General features: G+C 60.7%; 19 protein-coding genes and 1 tRNA gene. 9 read left to right on the top strand and 11 right to left on the bottom strand.

Annotation, left to right across the window (positions count from 1 at the left end; genetic code table 11):
• Positions 1-20: 20 nt before the first annotated feature.
• Both BSZ35_RS15420 and BSZ35_RS15425 read right to left on the bottom strand, forming a co-directional pair.
• Positions 21-94: transfer RNA gene (locus BSZ35_RS15420), tRNA-Lys, on the bottom strand.
• Between the two features lie 215 nt (positions 95-309).
• On the bottom strand, positions 310-1,467 hold the full coding sequence (locus BSZ35_RS15425; protein WP_105013277.1) for a hypothetical protein: 1,158 nt from the start codon (positions 1,465-1,467) through the stop codon (positions 310-312).
• Positions 1,468-1,906: 439 nt separating this feature from the next.
• Between BSZ35_RS15425 and BSZ35_RS15430 the strand changes: the two genes are divergently transcribed.
• The 4 genes from BSZ35_RS15430 (at position 1,907) to BSZ35_RS15445 (ending at position 5,955) form a co-directional block, all read left to right on the top strand.
• Entirely contained in the window at positions 1,907-2,407 is a 501-nt protein-coding gene (locus tag BSZ35_RS15430; RefSeq protein ID WP_105013278.1) for an HNH endonuclease, read from the top strand.
• A 209-nt stretch (positions 2,408-2,616) separates the two neighbouring features.
• The gene (locus BSZ35_RS15435) at positions 2,617-3,156 is read left to right on the top strand and encodes a hypothetical protein (RefSeq protein ID WP_258096740.1); all 540 of its coding nucleotides are present in this window, start codon (positions 2,617-2,619) and stop codon (positions 3,154-3,156) included.
• Between the two features lie 51 nt (positions 3,157-3,207).
• Positions 3,208-4,380, top strand: a complete 1,173-nt coding sequence (gene dgoD, locus BSZ35_RS15440; protein ID WP_105013279.1) for a galactonate dehydratase — start codon at positions 3,208-3,210, stop codon at positions 4,378-4,380.
• Positions 4,381-4,605: 225 nt separating this feature from the next.
• Positions 4,606-5,955 (top strand): gluconate:H+ symporter, encoded by a 1,350-nt coding sequence (locus BSZ35_RS15445; protein ID WP_105013280.1) that lies wholly within the window; start codon positions 4,606-4,608, stop codon positions 5,953-5,955.
• A gap of 36 nt (positions 5,956-5,991) precedes the next feature.
• Here the strand turns inward: BSZ35_RS15445 and BSZ35_RS15450 are convergent, their stop codons facing one another.
• The 9 genes from BSZ35_RS15450 to gap all read right to left on the bottom strand — a co-directional run bounded on the left by BSZ35_RS15450 (position 5,992) and on the right by gap (position 15,630).
• A complete protein-coding gene (locus tag BSZ35_RS15450; RefSeq protein ID WP_105013281.1) occupies positions 5,992-7,782 on the bottom strand; it encodes a M56 family metallopeptidase in 1,791 nt (596 codons plus the stop codon).
• Complete coding sequence (locus BSZ35_RS15455) at positions 7,763-8,173, bottom strand: BlaI/MecI/CopY family transcriptional regulator (RefSeq protein WP_105013282.1); 411 nt, start codon at positions 8,171-8,173, stop codon at positions 7,763-7,765. The genes BSZ35_RS15450 and BSZ35_RS15455 overlap by 20 nt, the downstream gene beginning before the upstream one ends.
• A gap of 80 nt (positions 8,174-8,253) precedes the next feature.
• Entirely contained in the window at positions 8,254-8,943 is a 690-nt protein-coding gene (locus BSZ35_RS15460) for a TIGR04283 family arsenosugar biosynthesis glycosyltransferase (protein WP_105013881.1), read from the bottom strand.
• Positions 8,944-9,018: 75 nt separating this feature from the next.
• Complete coding sequence (locus tag BSZ35_RS15465) at positions 9,019-9,912, bottom strand: arginine deiminase-related protein (RefSeq protein ID WP_105013283.1); 894 nt, start codon at positions 9,910-9,912, stop codon at positions 9,019-9,021.
• Positions 9,913-10,078: 166 nt separating this feature from the next.
• Entirely contained in the window at positions 10,079-10,927 is an 849-nt protein-coding gene (locus BSZ35_RS15470) for an ABC transporter permease subunit (RefSeq protein WP_105013284.1), read from the bottom strand.
• Positions 10,928-11,290: 363 nt separating this feature from the next.
• Positions 11,291-12,244 (bottom strand): ABC transporter ATP-binding protein, encoded by a 954-nt coding sequence (locus BSZ35_RS15475; RefSeq protein ID WP_105013285.1) that lies wholly within the window; start codon positions 12,242-12,244, stop codon positions 11,291-11,293.
• 17 nt (positions 12,245-12,261) lie between these two features.
• Positions 12,262-13,230, bottom strand: coding sequence for a mechanosensitive ion channel family protein (locus BSZ35_RS15480; RefSeq protein WP_258096741.1), 969 nt, complete (start codon positions 13,228-13,230; stop codon positions 12,262-12,264).
• Positions 13,231-13,329: 99 nt separating this feature from the next.
• Positions 13,330-14,526, bottom strand: coding sequence for a phosphoglycerate kinase (locus tag BSZ35_RS15485; protein ID WP_105013287.1), 1,197 nt, complete (start codon positions 14,524-14,526; stop codon positions 13,330-13,332).
• Between the two features lie 96 nt (positions 14,527-14,622).
• Positions 14,623-15,630, bottom strand: a complete 1,008-nt coding sequence (gap, locus tag BSZ35_RS15490; RefSeq protein ID WP_105013288.1) for a type I glyceraldehyde-3-phosphate dehydrogenase — start codon at positions 15,628-15,630, stop codon at positions 14,623-14,625.
• A gap of 322 nt (positions 15,631-15,952) precedes the next feature.
• Between gap and BSZ35_RS15495 the strand changes: the two genes are divergently transcribed.
• From BSZ35_RS15495 to BSZ35_RS15515, 5 genes are all read left to right on the top strand, one after another.
• On the top strand, positions 15,953-16,663 hold the full coding sequence (locus BSZ35_RS15495; RefSeq protein WP_258096742.1) for a soluble NSF attachment family protein: 711 nt from the start codon (positions 15,953-15,955) through the stop codon (positions 16,661-16,663).
• Between the two features lie 75 nt (positions 16,664-16,738).
• Positions 16,739-18,118, top strand: a complete 1,380-nt coding sequence (locus BSZ35_RS15500; RefSeq protein ID WP_105013289.1) for a sigma-54 dependent transcriptional regulator — start codon at positions 16,739-16,741, stop codon at positions 18,116-18,118.
• A gap of 49 nt (positions 18,119-18,167) precedes the next feature.
• Entirely contained in the window at positions 18,168-18,908 is a 741-nt protein-coding gene (locus BSZ35_RS15505; protein ID WP_258096743.1) for an ABC transporter ATP-binding protein, read from the top strand.
• Between the two features lie 143 nt (positions 18,909-19,051).
• Complete coding sequence (locus BSZ35_RS15510) at positions 19,052-19,561, top strand: hypothetical protein (protein WP_105013290.1); 510 nt, start codon at positions 19,052-19,054, stop codon at positions 19,559-19,561.
• 130 nt (positions 19,562-19,691) lie between these two features.
• Positions 19,692-20,330: an LON peptidase substrate-binding domain-containing protein gene (locus BSZ35_RS15515; RefSeq protein ID WP_105013291.1), complete on the top strand. Its 639-nt coding sequence runs from the start codon at positions 19,692-19,694 to the stop codon at positions 20,328-20,330.
• Positions 20,331-20,338: the final 8 nt, after the last annotated feature.

Here is a 20,338-nt window from a genome sequence, read left to right on the forward strand (position 1 = left end):
TTTCGACAGAAGAATGGAAGTAGGCCCGGGGGGATTCGAACCCCCAACTCACGGATTAAGAGTCCGTTGCTCTACCAGGTTGAGCTACGAGCCTATCGGAGCTCAATCGTCGTTCGCCGACAACTCGACACGACTGTATTGGAGGCGGTCGTCCTGGTTCCCATTGGAACGATCCTGTGTTTGGAAAGAGAACGAAATCGGTCGGATCTTCAAGGGGATGGGCAGAAGAACCACTGCTCAAACGAAGACAGGAGGTCGGAGCGACGGAAAGCACAATGAGATGCGGCGGGAGGACCCTTGGAAAACAAATCACAGGTTCAGGTTGAGAATCGGAAGCACCCGAGCCCAGACGGGATTATTCTGGGCAACATTGAGGATTCCAATCTGGATTCCGTGGAGGGATCGGGTGTAATTATAAAGTCCGATGGTAAGGCCCTGTTGGGTCCCCCGAATGTCGTTGTAGGCCCCAACGCTCATTCCCCGAAGAACACCGTCCTCTACACGGGTGTATCCGCCGGTCACGGTCAGTCCTGTAATGCGAGGACTTCCAATGCCGAGTCCGGCCACTGCGACCCCCGATAGTGCGTCGCCAGCTCCTACGGCCAGTCCTCCAACACCGATGCCGTTGAACCGGGCACCCGCCCCCACGGCGCCCAGAGAGGCCCCGATGCCGTGGAGCGCGTCCCCCGCACCTGCGCCGAGCCCGCCCACGAGGACGCCGGTGGCATCATCCCCGGCCCCGGCGCCGAGGCCTCCGATCAGCAGTCCGGTTGCACGCGCCCCGGCCCCAGCGCCGGCCCCTCCGACGAGAATCCCCGAGGCGCTGCCTCCCGCACCGGCCCCCAGGCCTCCAACGAGGACGCCGTTTGCATTGTCTCCGGCGCCGGCCCCCAGTCCGCCGAGGAGGACGCCCGTGCTCGTTCCTCCCGTGCCGGCACCGAGGCCGCCAATGAGGACTCCGTTTGCGTCGTCGCCTGCCCCGGCGCCCAATCCTCCCACCATGAGGCCGTGAAGCCGGTCGCCAGCTCCGATGCCAATCCCTCCAAGTCCAATGCCCCCGAGGCGACCGCCGCTTCCGACCCCAAAAATTCCCATGGAAATGCCCTGAAGGGCCGTTTGCGCCGTAAGGCCGGCTCCGATGCTGATCCCGCGCAACCGGTCGCCGCCGGTGAGGGGGAGGCCCACAGCTATGCCGTTGATCGTACCGCCGGCGTCGTCGTATGGGCGCCACAGGGTAAGATTGAGGCCGTGGACGCGGTCGAGGTAGCGGTCGCGATAGTTGAACCGCAGCCCGGTGACGCGGCGCGAATCCCCAATGCTAAGTCCCACCGTGCCGACGGTAAGGTTGACGGCCGGTCCCTCGGAAGTGGGGGAATCTTGGGCCGCTACGTTCGGCTGAAGCAGCAGCGTTCCCGTGAGCACGACGGTGAACAGCAGGGATGTACGGGAAATCAGAGGGGAGAGCATGATGGTGAAAAACAGTGGACAATAGCGGCAGCATCCACAGTACGACTAAGGAGAGTCAGCCGTTACAGCGGGGCGTTGTAGCCGGAAGAGAGTAATGAAGGTGATATGCTTTTCCGCAGAGCCGAAAAGTGGAAACAAAGGATGAATCCTACAATATGGAGATAGAGATTTTAGACGCTTCCCACGGGTTCTACCGATCTCAGCGGTCGCTCAGGGCGGGGAGCTGCCTGGAGGCGGTCCGCGATCGGTGTTCGTCGTGCCTTTTGGAAGCGTGAATGAGGCATTCGCACGTTCTTCTCACCAACCGCCGGACATCCGGAGGAGGTGCTCCCTTCCACACACGTTTTCCCGTTTTCTTTTTCGTGATGCGCCATTGGTACCGAAAGCTGTTCGTCGCCCGCAGGCCTTGGAGCCGGGCGGGACGAGGAGGGATCGCGCCATGAATGGACACGTTCTCGTCCTCAACCAAGACTACAGCGCACTCACGGTCTGCAACGTACAGCGGGCCGTGATTCTCATGCATTTGCAAAAGGTGCACCTTGTTGAGTCGGTCGATGGGGAGTATGTTCGTTCGCCGAGCACCAAAATCCCGTGGCCGAGCATCGTCCGTCTCAAGCAGTACGCACAGGTGCCGTACAAACGGGTCATGCTCTCACGCAAGAATGTACTGAAACGGGATCAGCGGACGTGCCAGTACTGCGGAACGGAGAGCAATCTCACCATCGACCATGTGGTGCCGAAGTCCCGGGGCGGGCGGGATACCTGGGAAAATCTCGTCGCGGCCTGTGTGACGTGCAATAACCGGAAGGGCGACCGCACGCCCGAAGAAGCCGGTATGGAGCTGGCCCGTCAGCCGTTTCGGCCCAGCTACGTTATGTTTCTGCGGGATTTTGCCGGGGCGGTGGATGAGGATTGGAAACCGTACCTGTTCCTCTCATAGCGCCTGCGTCCTATGCGAAAGGGGGCCGCCGGGGGAGACGGATGTTCTCCGGCTGGGGCTCGGACAGGGGCGTGATACGTGATTTCCGTCCCTTCTCGCATCACGCAACGATCTCTACATTTCACGGGCAATCCCCGCCGCCGTCCGATCACGATCGGTCTTGCGCCGTTTTATCACTCTGGCTTCCCTTCACGAATCTCCCCATTCCCGTGGATCGCTCCCTACTCCATCGGGTTGCGCAGGCCGCGTGGCTCGTGCCGCTTTTGTTCTTTGGCCTCTCGCTTCATCAGGCGAAAGTGACCTACGACCTGCACGCAACCAAGGTTGATGGAGTCTCTGCTACGGCCGAGGTGTTGACGATTCACAAAGGCAACCGATCGGACGTTACCTACGACTTCGTGAGTCTCCGCGTGTCGCTTCCGGGAGGCGAGACCCTCACCCGAAAGAAGCTGTCGCTGCCCCACGGCCTTGTCCCTCCGCTCATGGACCGAGAGCAGCTTCAGGTGCGGGTGCAGAAGGAGGCAAGCATCCCGATCGTCATCACTGAAAAGATTGGCCCTACGCCGGTCGTCGATACCCAGATGCGCATCGCAGGCATCAATGGGCTCATGAGCTTCGGGGCTGCCCTTTTGTTCGGGATTGGCATTTGGTTCTGGAACCGGAGCCTGCGCCGTGAGGGGGATCCGGCCGACCGCGGTATTGTGGAGCCTGATCCCGATCATCCGGCCCGACAGGTCGTCCGGTCGTAAGGGCGGTACGGGTTGGGCGCACGCTTTTTTTCCGAGTGTCTCCGTTGCCGAATGTCGAGCGAATCTGCCCCAGGCCGCGAGGTTACGAGTCTTGAGCTTTTCAAGGTGCCCCCGCGGTGGCTATTCTTGAAGGTCACGACCGCCGACGGCCTTGAAGGGTGGGGCGAGCCGGTGGTGGAAGGCCGGGCGGAGTCGGTGGCGGCCGCCGTCGGCGAGTTGGAGGAATATGTGGTCGGGCATTCCTCGTCCCGCATCGAGGATTTGTGGCAGAAGCTTTACCGGGGCGGGTTCTATCGGGGCGGTCCTGTGCTGATGAGTGCCATTGCGGGCATCGATCAGGCACTCTGGGACATCAAGGGGAAGCGGCTCGACGTGCCCGTCTACGAGCTTTTGGGCGGGCCGGTACGGGACAAGATGAAGGTCTATTGTTGGGTGGGAGGCGACCGGCCGGAGGGCGTCGCGGACGCGGCCCGAGAGAAAGTGGAGGCGGGGTATCAGGCCGTCAAGATGAATGCGACTGCCGAGATGGGATGGATCGATACCCCGGACGCGCTCCACGGGGCAGTTCGGCGAGCCGCCGCGGTGCGCGAGGCGGTGGGGGATGCAGTGGGGATCGGAATTGATTTTCACGGGCGCGTGCGACGGGGCATGGCCAAACAACTGGTGCGGAAGTTAGAGCCGTACGATCCGATGTTTGTGGAGGAGCCGGTGTTGGCCGAAAACAATGATGTGCTTCCTCTTCTGCAGCAACAGACATCTATTCCCATTGCCACCGGGGAGCGCATGTTTAGTCGGTGGGATTTCAAGGACGTCTTCGAGGATCGCAGTGTGGATATCATCCAGCCCGATCTGAGTCACGCGGGCGGCATCTCAGAGGTCAAAAAGATCGCCGGAATGGCGGAGGCCTACGACGTAGCACTGGCGCCGCACTGTCCGCTGGGACCGATTTCGTTCGCGGCGGCGCTGCAGGTCGACTTTACCGCGCTCAACGCCGTTCTTCAAGAGACGAGCCTCAACATCCACTACAACGAAGAGGCTGATCTGCTCGACTATCTGGCCAATCCGGAGGTCTTTGACTTTACGGATGGCTTTGTCGAACGGCCTACGGGGGCCGGGCTTGGCATTGAGATCGACGAGGACACGGTGCGAGCGCAGGCCGAGAAGGGGCACGACTGGAAAAATCCGATCTGGCGCACCGACGACGGATCGATTGCCGAGTGGTGATCCCCATTTTCTTGTTGCCGGTCTAATCGGATGCAGGAGCATCTACGCTCCCGTTCACCCACGCGCCTTCTCGCCCTCGTACTTCAGTGTTTTTTGCCAATTTGGGCAGTAGAGACGCCCTTCCTTTGGTGGCACTTCTAGCGCAAGGATTGTCCCGCTGGACAAGTCTTCGGGCGACCCCTATGTTGGAGCGATCGTTTTCTGCGCCTCGACCCGCTCCTGCCGATGTCTACCTTGTCGCTCGTGGGCCTCGTCCTGCTCGCCGTTGCCATTCTGCTGGTGCTCGTCCTGTATGTGCGCCTGCATGCTTTCGTTGCCCTGATGGTGACGAGCCTGCTGGTGGCCGTACTCGGGGGCATCCCGCTCGGTGACATTGCCAGCATTATCGAGGAGGAGATGGGGAGCACGCTCGGCTACATTGCCACGGTGATTGGGCTGGGGGCCATGGTGGGGGAGATGCTGCGGCAATCAGGGGGGGCGGAGCAGATTGCAAAGACGTTGCTGGACACCTTCGGCGACGATCGAGCGCCGTGGGCTCTGGGGCTTACGGGTCTCCTCGTGTCGATTCCCGTCTTTCTCGACGTGGCGTTGATCCTCTTCATCCCGCTCGTCTACACGCTCACGGAGCGGACGGGCAAGTCACTGCTGTTCTATGCCATTCCCCTCCTTGCCGGAATGGCAGTCGCGCACAGCTTCATTCCGCCCACGCCCGGCCCCGTGGCCGTTGCGGGCCTGCTGGGAGCCGACCTCGGCTGGGTGATTCTCTTCGGCTTCCTGGCAGGCGTGCCGGCAATTCTTGCGGGGGGCATCGTGTACGGACGCTACATCGGCAAGCGCATTGATCTGAGCGTGCCGGAGGCCATGCGGGAGGAGGTGGAAGAGATCGGCGATCCCGACGCGTCCATGCCGTCCTTCGGGCAGGCCCTCAGCGTGATTGGTGTGCCCCTCCTCCTCATCCTCGGCGGCACCGTCTCCGACGTGGCTCTGGCCGAGGGCACCACACAGCGGGCGGCCCTCTCCTTCGTCGGCCACCCGTTCGTTGCGCTCGTTCTGGCCGTACTGCTCGCGTTCTACGTGCTCGGGATTCGGGGCGGCTACTCGATGGACGACGTGCAGAAAATTGCGACGAAGGGCCTCGAACCGGTGGGGCTCATCATCCTGGTGACTGGGGCTGGCGGTGTGCTGGGCAAGGTGCTCGTGGAGACGGGCGTAGGCGAGGCGCTGGCCGAGGCGATGGCGGCGTCCAACCTGCCGGTTGTTCTGCTGGCGTTTCTGATCGCCGTGGTCGTGCGCGTCTCGCAGGGATCGGCCACCGTGTCGATGGTGACGGCGGCGGGCCTCGTGGCGCCGGTCTTCGAGTCGGGCGACTACGCCGCGCCCGTCGTGGCCCTCACGACAATAGCGATTGCTGCGGGAGCGACGGTGCTTTCGCACGTCAACGACTCCGGGTTCTGGCTCGTGAGCCGCTACCTGGGGATGGACGAGGAGCAGACGCTCCGGTCCTGGACGGTCATGGAGACGATCATCGGCGTGGTGGGCTTTCTCGTCGTGTTGGGGCTCAGCCTGTTTTTCTGACGCCCGATGCGTTCAGCTTCGGGCTGACGACCACACTTACGAGGTGCCCGCTGGAGACGGAGACTCAAACTGAACGCTGATTTTCTTTCCCGCCGGACTCCACGTCTGTGCGTTCCGTACCGTAAAGGTTGTATTCTGGACCGACCGCAGAGCTGCCGCGTCGACGGCCTCGTGCACACTCTGGGTGATTCTTGGGTTCTGCGCATCACCGGCCTCGCTCAGGGTAAACGTAACTTCGACCGTTCCGCCGATTCCGGTCTTTCGGACGAGGTCGGGATACGGAAACGGCAACGTAGCTCTCGTGGCTCGGCTGAATACGGAGCCGGTGGAGCGGAGACGATCCTGCTCGCGAGAGTCGAGGGCGTGGAAAACGAAATTGATGTTGTCGACAACCGATTGGGGAGACTGTGCTGTGTCGCCTGGAGATGATGATTCTTCCGTCGGAAGTTTGAAGGTGACCGGGAGGGCCATTTTGACTTTCACGGGGGTTCCCCGGTGCTGACCAGGTTTGCACTCCAATGATTTTACGGCGTCCAGGGCCGCCTGGTTAAGGGATTTGTGGACCCCTTTCGTAACTTTTGGTTCGGTTACGTTGCCCTTCTCGTTTATGATAAACTGGACGAACACTCGTCCCTCAATGCCTGCCTTACGGGCGAGATCGGGATACTGAATTTCCTCGGTAAGGGCCTGGATCCCTCCGCAATCGGGGCGTTGTTCGACTTCTACAAAAACATCGTCCAAATCTTTCTCTTTTGTAGAGGAGAGTAAACTCCCAGATTGGGAATTTGCAGAGCTCGTTGGGGAGGGGGCGACGCTGTCCGAGCAGGCCACGATACCGAAGGTGACGGCGAGTCCAACCGCGAGGAGGCCGGCGGTGAGACTGAAAGGAGAGGACAACCAGTTAGGAACAGAGGAGTGCATGGCACGAAGTCGGGTCGTGAGGGACGAAGACGATTCGGAGAGGGTGAGGGTGCCGATCTGCGGAGCGCGTTCATCGGCAAAGGTGGCCAGCAGGCGGGCGTAAGCAGCGGGCGACGTGTTCGCGTCGGCAAGGACCGCTGCATCGCAGGCCTGCTCTCGCGTCTCGGCGATCCGGCTTGTCAAGCGACCGACGAGCGGATGAGCGGCAAAGAGGGCCCCGACGGCTCGCTCGACGAGATGAGCGAGGTCGTCGTACCGGCGAATGTGTGTAAACTCGTGGGCGAGCGTCATTTGTAAGGCTTCCGAGCGGTCGAGGAGGGCTGGGGGAAGCATCACCGTTGGAGAGAGACCGGCCAGAGTAACGGGCACTGCGGCGTCGGGGGGCGTGCAAATCTGGACGGGACGGGAGAGGCCAAGGCGGTCGGCCATCCGATCTGCAATGGCCTGCGGTTCGGCAGGCGGGGACCCGTCGTTGAGGTCTGTTCGAACACGAGTGAGGGCGACCCCATCGAGGACGAGACGCCCCAGACCGACGACGCTCATGCCAATGGCCCCGACGGTGGCAAGGCCGACGGCGTGAATCCAGCTCAGGGAGGGGGCGGCAGCACTCGACTGGACTGTCGGTTCGACTGGGGGCATTACCACGACGGATAATCCCGCGCTCGACATTCCAGCGGCACGTGCCCATTCTCCGTCGAAAAGAACCGTGATGAGTAGCCCCACTGGGAGGGCCCCTAGGAGCACCTGATAGAGCCGGTACTCGGCGTGCGGATGCAGGTGGTTCGTTCGCTCTAAAAGGCCCCAAAAGGGCAGGGCGAGCAGGGTCCAGGCCAGCATGGGCATCCACACCGGCTGCCACGTCGCCTGTCCGAGAGCGGAAAGGAGGTCAAGCAGTGTCGTCATCATCGCTTTGCTCCGACGCCTCCAGGGCGCCGATGATGTTTTTGATCTCGCGGCGCTCGGCGTCCGAGAGGTCCTCTTGCTGTACGAGCGTTTGGACGAGGGCAGAAGGAGAGCCGTGAAAGACCTTCTCCATGAGACGCCGAAGCAGACTGTGCTGCACCTCGTTCGGCTGCTGGGCCGGGGCGTAGACGTAGGACCGCCCCTCTTTGTGGTAGGTGAGGTAGCCCTTGTCCGCAAGTTTCTTGAGCACGGTCATGATCGTGGTGTAGGCCACGTCGCGGTCCTCGAGGATGCGCTCGCGAACGTCGGCCACGGTCGCCTCGCCGAGGTCCCACACGTGATGGAGGACCTCCATTTCGGTTTCGCCGAGGTGTGTGAGGGATTTCCGTTGCATAGAAGGATGGGGGACTTCGCTTATTACTACTTACTTAGTATTATGTAGGTCGTATTTATTCAAGTCGGTTTACATATCCGTTACGTTTCGGAATACTGATAGAGATGAGCGAGGCGTTCCGGATCGGTGCCGATGACGTAGTGCAGCCAGAGGTAAAGGTTGCGGAGCTGCTGCTGGAGAGGCCCGTTTCGCCGAAAGCGCCGGGCCGAAGTCGTGACGGCAGTGTTCAGAAAGCGGAATCTCCCGTACGCGTCGAGTCGCGCGGCCATTTCCAGATCTTCGAACAGTGGCCAGTCCGGATAGCCACCGACGGCGTCAAATGCCTGTTGCGTTACGAACAGCCCGCGATCCCCAAAGCAGAGTCGAATCCAGGGCCATCGGGTACACCAGGCGTAGAATCGGAGCAGGGGAGTCGATTCGTCGAACTGGAGGCGAAACGTTCCGGCAGAAACGGACGGCAGACCGAGGGCGTGCCGAATCTGCGTCAGTCCGTCTGAGGGGAGGCGCGTGTCGGCGTGAAGGAAGAGGAGGTGGGAACCCGAGGCGGCTTCTGCCCCTCGGTTGAGCTGCGGGCCTCGCCCCTGGTTTGTGAGGAGTACCGAGGCCCCGGCGGATCGAGCGCGGTCGCGCGTCCCGTCGGTTGAGCCTCCATCCACGACAATGCACTCAAAGGGGGCGGACTGCTCCGTCAGATGACGCAGAGTAGCCTCTATGACGGAGGCTTCGTTGAGGGTGGGAATGATGATGGATACCAGGGGACGGTCCGGCACGTCGCAGGAGGCTCCAGGGAGAAGGTGTGCACGCAAGACGTACACACTCTCGCTCGTGGGAGCCGTTTCGTGTCTTTACCAGATCATCTGTTTCATGCAGAAGACCGAGCCACCGGATTTGAGAAACTCACTGGTGTCCAATTCAATCGGCGAGAACCCTTCGGCCCGCAAGCGTTCAGTGGTTCCTTCACAGCCTTCTTGGATCAGAACGTGCTTCCCATCCGGGGAGTGGGCGTTGCAGGCGAATTGATGCCGGGCCTCCTCGTCTGGGGCCTCAATGACGGTATCGAAGCCCTGTTCTATGATCGCCCGGCTCTCGTCGTCGAAGGCCGCGGGCGCGACGAGCACGTGGTTCGAATCGAGGGGACAGAAGCAGGTATCCAGGTGGTAATAATCGGCATCCTGCAATTCGAGGAGCACGACGGGGACGTCCAGAAGCTCGCTGAGGGCCTCGTAGGCGGCCGGCTCAGTTCGGAATCCATATCCACCCCAAAGCAAGAAACGCCCGGGATGCCAGATTGCATCCCCCATTCCCTCAAAGTCAACGTCCAGGTCGTCCGGGAGCGTTTCGACCGCGTAGCCTTGCTCTGCGAACATTTCTCCGTAGTATGGGACCTCTTCCCGTCGCTGTTCGGCGTGCATGCGGCTCAGCACTACTCCGCGCCGATCCTGTTCCGGCTGGTAGAAGGGCAGCGTCTGGTTGGCACAGAATACCATATCGGGGAGGCCGGGCCGACCATTCACAATGAGGGGCGACACGTCGAGCGCCGTGTACGTGGCCCGGAGTGCTTTCCACTGTTGGAAGGCCACCTCCTTGTTCACCGCTCCCACATTGTCGGACATGTGTGGATTGATCACGTACTCCACGTCGAAGTGTGTGGGGGTCGTGAGGACGACGCGATTCGGGCGAGGGAGAGAGGGAAGGTCCGAGAATTGGAAGTCAAGAGCATCCAGGGACGTGTAAACCATGCGGGGGCGGGGGGATGGGTGGACAGCAATGGTGCGCTGAAAACGTACGGAAAATCCAGGCAGAATGTCTACGCTGTCGAGGGGCGAATGGCGCCTGGTCGCCGGGGTCCGGATTGTGGGACGGAGGAGATGAGGGCATGTGTACTCACATTCTTGTCCGGTCCCGTTAAAAATCTCGTGTCACAAACCAGTATGTAGTGCCAGCGTAGACCACTCCTCCGAAGATTAGAGAGGAGGTGAGCGGGTACCACGAGTCCACGCTGCTTCCCTTTGCGAGGGCCGTTACGATTCCCGTGACCTCCGTAAAGTTGGGCAGGGCATGGTACAAGCCCCAGAACATCGGTTCGCCGACCGAACCGAGAAGCGGAGCAATCTCACTGGCGCCTGCCAGCACGAGCGATACAAAGATGAGCCCGTACGACACGATAAGGGCCAGGGCCGTGCTCTGGGTCCATACTCCCATGAGCATCACCGCGGCGTACATCACGCCGAACATGCCGATCACGATGAGGATGGAGAGGAGGAAACGGAAGTGCCAGACGCCCGACTTGATCGACATGATGAGCCACGTGCCGCCCATCAGGTAGATTGTGAGAACCGCGATGGCGGCCCACACCCCCAGAACATGTCCCGCAACGACCTGCATGCGGCTAACGGGCTTGGAGAGAAGCAACTCAATTCGGCCTGGCGCCTGCAGATCCGAGAAGAGAGATGCCGATGCGAAGAGGGAAAGCAGGATGCCCACCCAGTACGCCGCCCCGGCCACCACGGACTCGACCGCCACCACCACGCTCGAAAGTGACATTTGTGGGACCCCTTCCGGTCCCCCATTGGGCGTTTCCGCTTGTTGGCCGAAGAGGCGAAGGCCTTCGAGCGAGCCCTCTACCACTTCCAGGTTGAGTGCAAAGGTGATGACGAGGAGCACCAGCGAACTGATGATAAAAAGCCCAAGCACGATTTTCTTGGCCCACAGCTCGCGAAAGGTCATTTGCAGGAGGCCGTAGAGGGGACGCATCGCGTTTGCGGTGTATTGTTGAGAGGGTGGCGTGTGTAATACCAACTCCGCATGCTCCGTGGGAACTGAGCGGGTGGAGGGGGGGACGTGTAGGCGTGTTTAGCTGTCATCCATCCGAAGCCCCTGCTACGGGATTCGGTATACGAGTGGACGTAGCGAGGAGGGGGCATCTCCTCGGACGCAGTGACGGCAGAGGCGTCGTTGAATGCCAGCATGGAGTACGTTGAGGAAGGAAGAGGGGGCAGGCCTAGCGACTACGCTGATCCGCAGGGAGCTCTTTTCCAAACTTCCCGTTCATCCTCACACGTGTATCCTTCCGGTAGCAGCACTCAGGGACATGGGCAGTCGTGATGTGGCGAGAGGCTACGGCGCGGACTGCTCCTCGTCCACCACATCGATAAAGTAGTCCTCCAGCGAACGGCGGAGGGGAGTGATCGATTCGATCTCGACGTCGGCCGAGCGGAGGTGGTCGAGGATGGCGTTCAGGGCCGGGCGATCCTCCGCGTGGGCACGGTAGGACTCAAGGTCAGGGGCGGAGGGAGCGTCGTGCGGCGAAGGTTCCAGCCCGGTGGTGTCGCGCAGCGATTCAGAGATTGGAGTGGTGACGAGGTCGTAGACACGCTCGACCGCCGTCAGCTCCTGGATTTTGCCTTCGCGTACCACCTCTCCGTCTCGCAGGATGGCGATCCGGGAGCACACCTTTTCGACTTCCGAGAGCAGGTGCGAGTTGAGGAAGACAGTTGCTCCATTGTCCCGCATTTCCAGTACGAGGTCGCGAATGGCACGGCGTCCCACTGGGTCGACGCCGGAGGTTGGTTCGTCTAGGAACAGAAGGTCCGGGTCATTCAGAAGGGCCTGGGCGAGTCCGAGGCGCTGCAACATTCCTTTGGAGAAGGTCTTGACCTTCGTGTCGGCCCGGTTGGCCAGACCCACCCGCTGTAAGAGATCCGGTACCCGAGTGGCGCGGGTACGGCTTGGCACGTCCGCCAACTGGCCGTACAGGTGCAGCGTCTTTTCGGCCGTTAGAAATCCGGGAAAGCGATGATTTTCGGGCAGAAAGCCGATGCGGTCTCGGGCACCGGGCTGTCGGGCCGGGGTGCCGAAGAGCTCGGCGGTGCCATCCGAGGGATGAACGAGGCCGAGAAGAATCTTGACAAGTGTGGTTTTTCCGGCCCCGTTCGGACCCAAAAGCCCAAAAATCTCGCCCTGCTCCACGTCCAGGGAGACGCCGTTGAGGGCATCAACCGTAGAGCGACCGAGCAGTCCCGTTCGGTACGTTTTCGAGAGATCGGAGACAGAGAGAGCGGCCGTGGCCATAGCGGGAGAAGAAGTGGTTAGTCCGCGCCTTCGGACGCGGAATCATCGGAAGTGGGGGAGGGGACCGATTCGGGCGTGCGGGTCGGGCCGGAGGCATCGTCGATCGTGTGCACGGTGCGCTGCGGGAAGGGGATCTCGACGCCCCGCTCGTCAAACGCCCGCTTGAGTCGCTGACGGAGTTCACGCTCGGCGGCATACTGCTCGCCGGGCGTCACCTGCACGACGATCCGCGCGGTGACCGATGAATCGCCAAAGTCCATAAGCCCCTGCACGTGGGGGGCCTCTTCTAGAAGAATGTCGGAGTGTTCCTCGGCCCAGTCCTTCGCTACCTGCTCCATGATGGGCAGAATGGCGTCCACGTCCTGCTCGTAGCTGAGGCCGACCGGCACGATGACGCGGGCCCAGTCGAAGCTCTTGTTGCCGAACGTGCGAATCTCTCCTGCCGGAATCATGACGAGCTCGCCGTCAAACTTGCGCACCTTGATTAGCCGCACGCCGATTTCTTCCACGGTGCCAACCGTGCCGCCAATGTTCACGAGGTTGCCGACGCGGATGATGTCGTCGAACAGCAGGAAGACCCCCCCGATGACGTCTTTCACCAGCGTTTGGGCCCCGAAACCGATGGCCAGCCCGGCCACGCCCGCCGTCGCAATGAGCGCCCCCACGTCCAGCCCCACTTCGCTGAGAATCATGATGGTAACGATGGGCCACACCACGTACTGGGCGGAGGACTGGATGAGGTTGCTCAGTGTGGCGGCGCGTTGCCGGCGCGGATCGCTCGCGTCGACGTCTTCGAACCGGGCCATCCATCGGGTCGTGGCCTGGGTCACGAGGCGGAGGGCCACCAGTCCCACGACGATAATCACCGCAATCCGGAGTCCTCCAACGACGAGGGGTTGCCAGTACTCCAGGCTGAGGTAGGATTGCAGGAGGATGGGGCCGGCCGCTCCGATCATAGAAAAAAGAGAGGAGATCGAAGAAAGCATCCTGATGGGAGCGACGAGCAGTGAAAAATGAGCGGCGGTTACGTTCCTCCCCACCTTCTTGAGGCATGACAACCTCGACCGAGCCGTCCGGACGCAACACTATGCATCCGAAAGTGCCGCAATGCCTGGCAGTTCCGCACCTTCGAGCAGCGTAAGCATTGCCCCGCCACCGGTAGACACGTGGCTGATGCGGTCGGTAAAGCCGGAGCGGCTGAGGGCCGAGACGGAGTCTCCACCGCCCACGACCGAAAAGGCGCCGTCGTCGGTCGCGTCGGCCACTGCTTCGGCAATTTCCATGGTGCCCTTGGCGAACTGCTCAATTTCAAAGACGCCCATCGGACCGTTCCACACAATGGTTTTTGCGTCCGAGAGGGCCTCGCGGTACGTATCAACAGTCGCCGGGCCAATGTCGAGGCCCATCAGGTCCTCCGGAATGTTGTCCTCAACGACAGACGCTTCGGCGTCTTCGTCGAGATCGTCGGCCACCACGTGGTCGTTGGGGAGCACAATGCGGCCGTCTGCCTCCTTGAACAAGGACTCGGCAGTGTCGAGCCGATCTTCCTCCACCCGGGACCGGCCCACCTCCCGACCCAACGCCTTGAGAAAGGTGTAGCTCATGGCGCCCCCGATGAGCAGGTGGTCGGCCGTTTTGCTGAGGGCACGGATTGTCCCGAGCTTATCAGACACCTTTGCTCCTCCGAGAATGGCGACCATTGGATGGTCGGGAGTGTCGCGGACGCGCGTGAGGGCCTCAATCTCTGACTCCATGAGGCGTCCCATGGCGGCGGTGTCCACATATTTTGCCACGCCCGCCGTGGAGGCATGCGCGCGATGGGCGGCCCCAAAGGCGTCGTTCACGTAGATATCGGCGAGGGCGGCGAGGGCCTTCGAAAACTCCTCGTCGTTGGCCTTTTCCCCGGGGTCAAAGCGCGTATTTTCCAGCAGGATCACGCTGCCGTCATTCATGCCGGCAATAACCTCTTCGACGGTGTCTCCCACCGTGTTGCTCGAAAAACGAACCCGCTCATCGAGCAGCGTGCCGAGATGGTCGGCCACGGCGGCGAGGCTCAGGTCAGGGTTTGGTTGTCCGCCGGGACGGCCGAGATGACTGATAAGAATGACCTTTCCCTTGTTGTCCAGGACGTGGCGGATGGTAGGAAGGGCAGCGCGGATGCGGGTATCGTCGGCCACGGTGGGGCTGCCGTCCTCGGAGGTGTCGAGGGGGACGTTGAAGTCCACCCGGATCAGCACCCGTTGACCGCGAACGTCGATGTCGTCGAGCGTGAGCTTCGGCATGGGGCAAAAGACGTAAATCGACAGAAACGAAAAGAGGCCGCACCGTCCGTTTGGAGGACGGTGCGGCGCAGTGGCGTGAGGACCAACTCGTTGGCGTTACGCAGCCTCGACCAGTTTCTCGACGAGGTCCACGGTCCGGTTGGCGTATCCCCACTCATTGTCGTACCAGCCCACGACCTTCACCAGCGAGCCGTTGGTTGCGGACCAGGGAGCGTCGTAGATGCAGGAGTGAGGGTTGTGGATAATGTCGCGCGAGACGATGGGATCGTCGCTGTACGCAAGAATGCCCTCCAGTTCGCCGTTGGCGGCATCCTTGAAGGCTGCATCCACGTCCTTAGCGGTTACGTCCTGCTCCACCGAGGCGGTGAGGTCGGTTACCGAGCCGTCGGGCGTAGGCACGCGCATGGCCATCCCATCCAGCTTGCCGTCGAGGTGGGGCAGGACGTCGCCCACGGCCTTCGCGGCACCAGTTGTGGTCGGAATGATAGATTCAGCAGCGGTGCGGGCACGGCGGAGGTCGCTGTGCGGTCCGTCCAGAATGTTCTGGGAGGAAGTGTAGGCGTGCACCGTCGTCATGAGGCCATTTTCCACCCCAAACGCATCGTCGAGCACCTTCACGAGCGGGGCGAGGCAGTTGGTCGTACAACTGGCGTTGGACACCACTTCCTCGTCGCCAGTAATCACGTCGTCGTTGACTCCGAGGACAACGGTCGCATCCACCTCGCTCTTGGCCGGAGCGCTGATGACAACCTTCTCCGCGCCGGCGTCCAGGTGCATGGCCGCCTTGTCTCGGGTTCGGAACACACCGGTCGACTCAATCACGACCTCGGCTCCCAGGTCGCCCCAGGGCAGCTTTGTGGGGTCCTTTTCGCTAAAGACCGGGAACCGGTCCCCGTCAACCACAAGCGCATCGCCGTCCAGCTCCACGTCGCCGGGGTACTGGCCGTGTGTGGTGTCGTACTGAAACAACGTAGCCAGGGTCTCGGCGTCGGTTAGGTCGTTTACCCCAACGATGTCGAAGTTGTGATCGTCGCGCTCAAGAATGGCACGGAAACAGAGACGGCCGATCCGGCCGAATCCATTGATGCCGAGTTTGATAGACATAGGCAGTTCCGGTCTAGTTTCGGAAAACGTCGGTTTGAAGCAGCGGCACAAGGGGTGCAGCGTACAATTCCTGCACAAGATACCATCCGTTAAGAAAGGGGCAACGGGTGGGTGTCGCAAGTCCCAAGTTATAAAATATCAGCAAGTCGACTTGATAAAGATCACATGCAAAACCATGACCCTCGGAGGGCGGCGGTGGCCCACAGGAAACGAACGAGAAGCGGCGCGTTAAAGCGCAACTGCCCGTTTTGATCGCCCTCATCGTGAGGGCAAGGTTCACCGTAGAAGCCCTTTCGGACTATTTTCCCGCTGTTTTCCGAATATGACTGCCCTGAAAACGCCCGAGAAAACGTCGCGTCGCCAAGAGCTTCGGCAAAACATGCTCGTCGAGCTTTATGGGCGACTCCTACTCTTTTATGAAGACAACCGACAGCTTGTCTATGGCCTCGGTGTGGCCCTTCTCGCTCTTATTTTGGCCATTCCGGGGTACATGTATTATCACCAGCAGCAGTCTCAGCAGGCAAACCAGATGCTGGGGCAGATTCTGCCGACCTACGAGCAGGGCAATTACGACCAGGCCCTGAATGGGACGGCCCAGGCTGCCGGTCTCTTGACCATTGCCGACGAGTACAGCGGGACCGATGCTGGCAATCTCGCAGCCTTTTACGCGGCCAGCGCCCTATACGAGCAGGAGGAGTATGATCGTGCGCTAACGTATTACCAGCAGTTCGAGAAGGAGAATGACTTCATCGGGGCTAGCGCCTACGCTGCCGAGGCCTCCATTTATGAGAATCAGGGCGAGCTGGAGACGGCGGCCCGTCACTACGAACAGGCAGCCTCACAGTACGACAACAAGCTAACAGCGCCCCGCTACCTTTTGGAAGCGGGACAGGCCTACGAGGAGGCTGGCAATTATCAGGCGGCCGAGGAGGCCTACCAGAAAATCAAAGAGGACTATCCGGACGCGGAACAGGCGAATGCAGTCGATCGCTACCTGGCCCGTGTGCGAGCGCGCCAGCAGTCGAACTCTTGATCCCCTCCGGCGGCGGAATGCTGGCGAGGCGCCGTTGTCCATCGTTGTCTCTTCTGCCCTGGCTTTCCTGCTGTTATGCCTACCATTCTCGTGGTTGACGACGAGGCGAGCATCCGCCGTACGCTTCGAGAGATTCTGGAGTACGAAGACTTCGAGGTGGAAGAGGCCGTAGATGGGGAGGAGGCCCTGGCGTCTATTCAGGAAGATTCGTACGACCTCGTGCTTCTGGACGTGAAGATGCCGAAGGTGGACGGCATGGAGGTCCTGGAAGAAATTGCTGGGCAGGCGACGGATCTTCCCGTCGTCATGATCAGTGGTCACGGCACCATTGAGACCGCCGTGGAGGCCACGAAGCTTGGGGCCTACGACTTCATCGAGAAGCCGCCCGATTTGAACCGGCTGCTGGTGACGGTCCGCAACGCGATGGACCACGGCGAGCTGGAGGTGAAAAACCGTCGCATGCGGCAGACCCTCAGCGAGCAGAGCACGGGAGATCTGCCGCCGATTATTGGAGAGAGTGACGCCATTGCTGAAATTAAGGATACCATCGAACGAGTGGCGCCCACGGAGGCCCGGGTGCTCATCTCCGGGGAAAATGGGACCGGAAAGGAACTGGTGGCAAAATGGCTCCATCACAAGTCCGCACGGGCCGAGGAGCCGATGGTCGAGGTGAACTGTGCGGCTATTCCGAGTGAGCTGATCGAGAGTGAGCTCTTTGGGCATGAGGAGGGAGCGTTTACCGGGGCCACCCAGCAGCGCATCGGAAAATTTGAACAGGCACACGAAGGCACTCTTTTTCTTGACGAGATTGGCGACATGAGCCTCTCGGCACAGGCCAAGGTGCTTCGGGTCTTACAGGAAGACAAAATCGAGCGGGTGGGGGGGGAGCGGAGCATTAACGTGGACGTGCGCGTGGTGGCTGCCACGAACAAGGATTTGCTAGCGGAAATTGAAGAGGGCAATTTCCGAGAGGATCTGTACCATCGGGTGGGCGTCATCCTCATCGAGGTTCCTCCCCTGCGTCGGCGCCGCGAAGATATACCGCTTCTCACGAAGCATGGGGCGGAGCGCTTGGCGCGTCGAAACGGCCTTCCCCCTAAATCTTTCTCTGACGAGGCGCTGGAGCGGCTACAGCGATACGAGTGGCGGGGAAACGTGCGGGAGCTCTACAACGTGATTGAGCGATTGCTTATTCTAGTGGAGGGAGAAACGATCGAAGCACCGGATGTGGATCAGTTCGTTCAGCCCGGCACGCGCTCCGGCGGTCCTGCCCAAGAACTGATCAGCGCCTACGACGACTTCACGCAGGCGCGCGATCAGTTCGAGAAACGGTTCATCGAACGAAAGCTCGACGAGCACGACTGGAACGTGAGCCAGACGGCCGAAACGATCGGCATTCAGCGCTCGCATCTGTACAACAAGCTGAACAAGTACGGTATTGAGCGCGAGGACTAACGTACGTTCTCAATTCCCATCGATTCATTTCTAAATTGGATTTGGTCCTGTGGATGCCCCATTTCTCGACGTTCAGAACCTAGTAAAGGAGTACGACACCGGTGGGGCCGATCCCTTAACGGTGCTCGACGGCCTCTCGATGACCGTGGAGCCGGGCGAGATTGTGGCTGTGGTGGGCGAGAGTGGGACGGGAAAGTCGACCTTATTGCATCTGTTGGGCGCACTGGATCGGCCCACCTCCGGCACAGTGCATTTTCAAGGACAGGATCTTTTCGCGAAGAACGACGACGACCTTGCCGCCTTTCGAAATCGGACGGTTGGGTTTGTCTTTCAGTTTCACCATCTCCTTCCCGAGTTCACCGCTCTTGAGAATGTGGCGATGCCGGCCCTCATCCAGCATCGGTCCTTGGCCGATGTTCGAGGACGAGCGCTCGACTTGTTGGGGCTGCTGGGAATGGCCGATCGGGCCGAGCACCAACCCAGCGCGCTGTCGGGCGGAGAGAAGCAACGGGTGGCCGTGGCCCGTGCTCTCATGAACGAGCCCGCTCTTGTGTTGATGGACGAGCCGACTGGCAACCTTGACGCCCGGACGGCCGAGCCGTTGCACCGGGAGATTGAGCGGTTAAGCCGAGAGATGAAACAGACCTTCGTCTTGGCCACCCACAATCCGTCGCTCGCATCCATTGCGGGACGGGTCCTTCGTCTGGAGCACGGGGGGCTTCACGAGGCAGGGCCGGAAGACGAGAGTGCCCTAACGGAGGGAGCGGCGGAAGCAGACCAGGCGACGTGACGGCGACTTGTGAAGAGGGGTGAACACCTTGCCGAAACGGCGAACTCTGATTTTTCCCCGTCATTAAAGCCCACAGACTTCGGAGGAGAGTGTCGTTCGTCGAGCCGTTTCGGTCCCTACCTGCGCCAGCCGCCGATTGTACAATGAACGTTGCCCTGCTCAACGCTGCTCGCCAGTCTATTGCCACCGTCCCCCACCGCTTCTGCGCCGCACAGTGGGCCTTTGCACGCAATGCGGAGGCTGTTCTACGGCGTGAGGCCTCCCCCGAGGGATTTCGGTGCTGCATTGCGGGGCATGTGCTGCTGGAGACCGGGCAGTTTGGGGAGCGGGAGTTGTTGAAGACTGGGGGATTCCACACGGGCGGTGGGCTCTGGATGCACGCTGCAGAGAGGCTCTTGCTGACGGAGGCTCAGGGACGAGAGCTTTTCTTCCCGAGCCAGTGGGATCGTCCCCACAAGCAGGACTATTATCTGTGTTCACGGGAGGAAGAGGCCGATGTGGCGACAACGTACATTGACTACTTCCTCCAGAAGCACGAGGAGAGGTCGTCCACGCCGTTTGGCGTTGAGCATGATCCTAAGCGCGTCGAGCGCGAAGCACACAGTATAAGTCGATCTTCCATTGAGCCGGTTCTCGCAGCTAGGGAGGAGTAGGCAAGAGACAGTCTCGATCGCGGAGGAACGAGTCCCGGTCGCGTTGGAGGGCTGTGTGTCTCCGAATTCGGTTCCACGTAGTATCGCCTGGGCCGACTGATTTCACTTCTCACCATCTTGGGCATGGCTTATGGCCTTCATTGATTCTCTCCCCCTTTTTCCACTTAACCTCGTGTTGTATCCAGGGGAGCATCTTCCCCTGCACATCTTTGAGGAGCGGTACAAGGAGCTGACGCAGTATTGCCTCGACCACGACGTGTCCTTCGGAATCGTTCGTGCGAAGGACGACGCGGTGGTCGAGGTTGGAACGACAGCACGGATCCAAGACGTGGTTACACGCTACGATGATGGGCGGATGGACGTCGTGGTTGAAGGAGAGGAGCGCTTCCGGCTTTTGGAAATTCACGACGAGAAAAGTTATTATACGGCGGATGTCGTGCTGCTTGAGGAAGAGGAACAGCCGGTAGAGTTGGATCTCAAGGAGCGCGTCATCACCCAACACATGAAGCTCCTCGAACTGGTCGGCCGAACGGTGCGCCCCGACCTATACGAGAATGAGGAGTACCTGTCGTACGTGCTTGCTCAGAATGCCGCGCTTGAGGAAGAACAGAAACAAGAGTTGTTGGAATTGTCGAGTGAGAGTGAGCGGATTCGGTACCTGATTCGTCACTTTGAAACCCTCATTCCACGGGTGGAAAAGAAGGAAGATGTCCATCGTCGCATCCGCTCGAACGGACACTTCAAAGACTTTCCGCCAGAGGAGGTCTGAGCGGCCGC

This window comes from Salinibacter sp. 10B (assembly GCF_002954405.1).
Classification (GTDB): Bacteria; Bacteroidota; Rhodothermia; order Rhodothermales; family Salinibacteraceae; genus Salinibacter.

Coding starts and splice junctions, on each gene's coding strand:
- BSZ35_RS15515 (WP_105013291.1), top strand. CDS start 19,692: ATGGCCTTCATTGATTCTCTCCCCCTTTTTCCACTTAACCTCGTGTTG.
- BSZ35_RS15480 (WP_258096741.1), bottom strand. CDS start 13,230: ATGCTTTCTTCGATCTCCTCTCTTTTTTCTATGATCGGAGCGGCCGGC.
- dgoD (WP_105013279.1), top strand. CDS start 3,208: ATGTCGAGCGAATCTGCCCCAGGCCGCGAGGTTACGAGTCTTGAGCTT.
- BSZ35_RS15445 (WP_105013280.1), top strand. CDS start 4,606: ATGTCTACCTTGTCGCTCGTGGGCCTCGTCCTGCTCGCCGTTGCCATT.
- BSZ35_RS15510 (WP_105013290.1), top strand. CDS start 19,052: ATGAACGTTGCCCTGCTCAACGCTGCTCGCCAGTCTATTGCCACCGTC.
- BSZ35_RS15475 (WP_105013285.1), bottom strand. CDS start 12,244: ATGGCCACGGCCGCTCTCTCTGTCTCCGATCTCTCGAAAACGTACCGA.
- BSZ35_RS15500 (WP_105013289.1), top strand. CDS start 16,739: ATGCCTACCATTCTCGTGGTTGACGACGAGGCGAGCATCCGCCGTACG.
- BSZ35_RS15450 (WP_105013281.1), bottom strand. CDS start 7,782: ATGATGACGACACTGCTTGACCTCCTTTCCGCTCTCGGACAGGCGACG.
- BSZ35_RS15430 (WP_105013278.1), top strand. CDS start 1,907: ATGAATGGACACGTTCTCGTCCTCAACCAAGACTACAGCGCACTCACG.
- BSZ35_RS15485 (WP_105013287.1), bottom strand. CDS start 14,526: ATGCCGAAGCTCACGCTCGACGACATCGACGTTCGCGGTCAACGGGTG.
- gap (WP_105013288.1), bottom strand. CDS start 15,630: ATGTCTATCAAACTCGGCATCAATGGATTCGGCCGGATCGGCCGTCTC.
- BSZ35_RS15470 (WP_105013284.1), bottom strand. CDS start 10,927: ATGCGTCCCCTCTACGGCCTCCTGCAAATGACCTTTCGCGAGCTGTGG.
- BSZ35_RS15465 (WP_105013283.1), bottom strand. CDS start 9,912: ATGGTTTACACGTCCCTGGATGCTCTTGACTTCCAATTCTCGGACCTT.
- BSZ35_RS15455 (WP_105013282.1), bottom strand. CDS start 8,173: ATGCAACGGAAATCCCTCACACACCTCGGCGAAACCGAAATGGAGGTC.
- BSZ35_RS15425 (WP_105013277.1), bottom strand. CDS start 1,467: ATGCTCTCCCCTCTGATTTCCCGTACATCCCTGCTGTTCACCGTCGTG.
- BSZ35_RS15495 (WP_258096742.1), top strand. CDS start 15,953: ATGACTGCCCTGAAAACGCCCGAGAAAACGTCGCGTCGCCAAGAGCTT.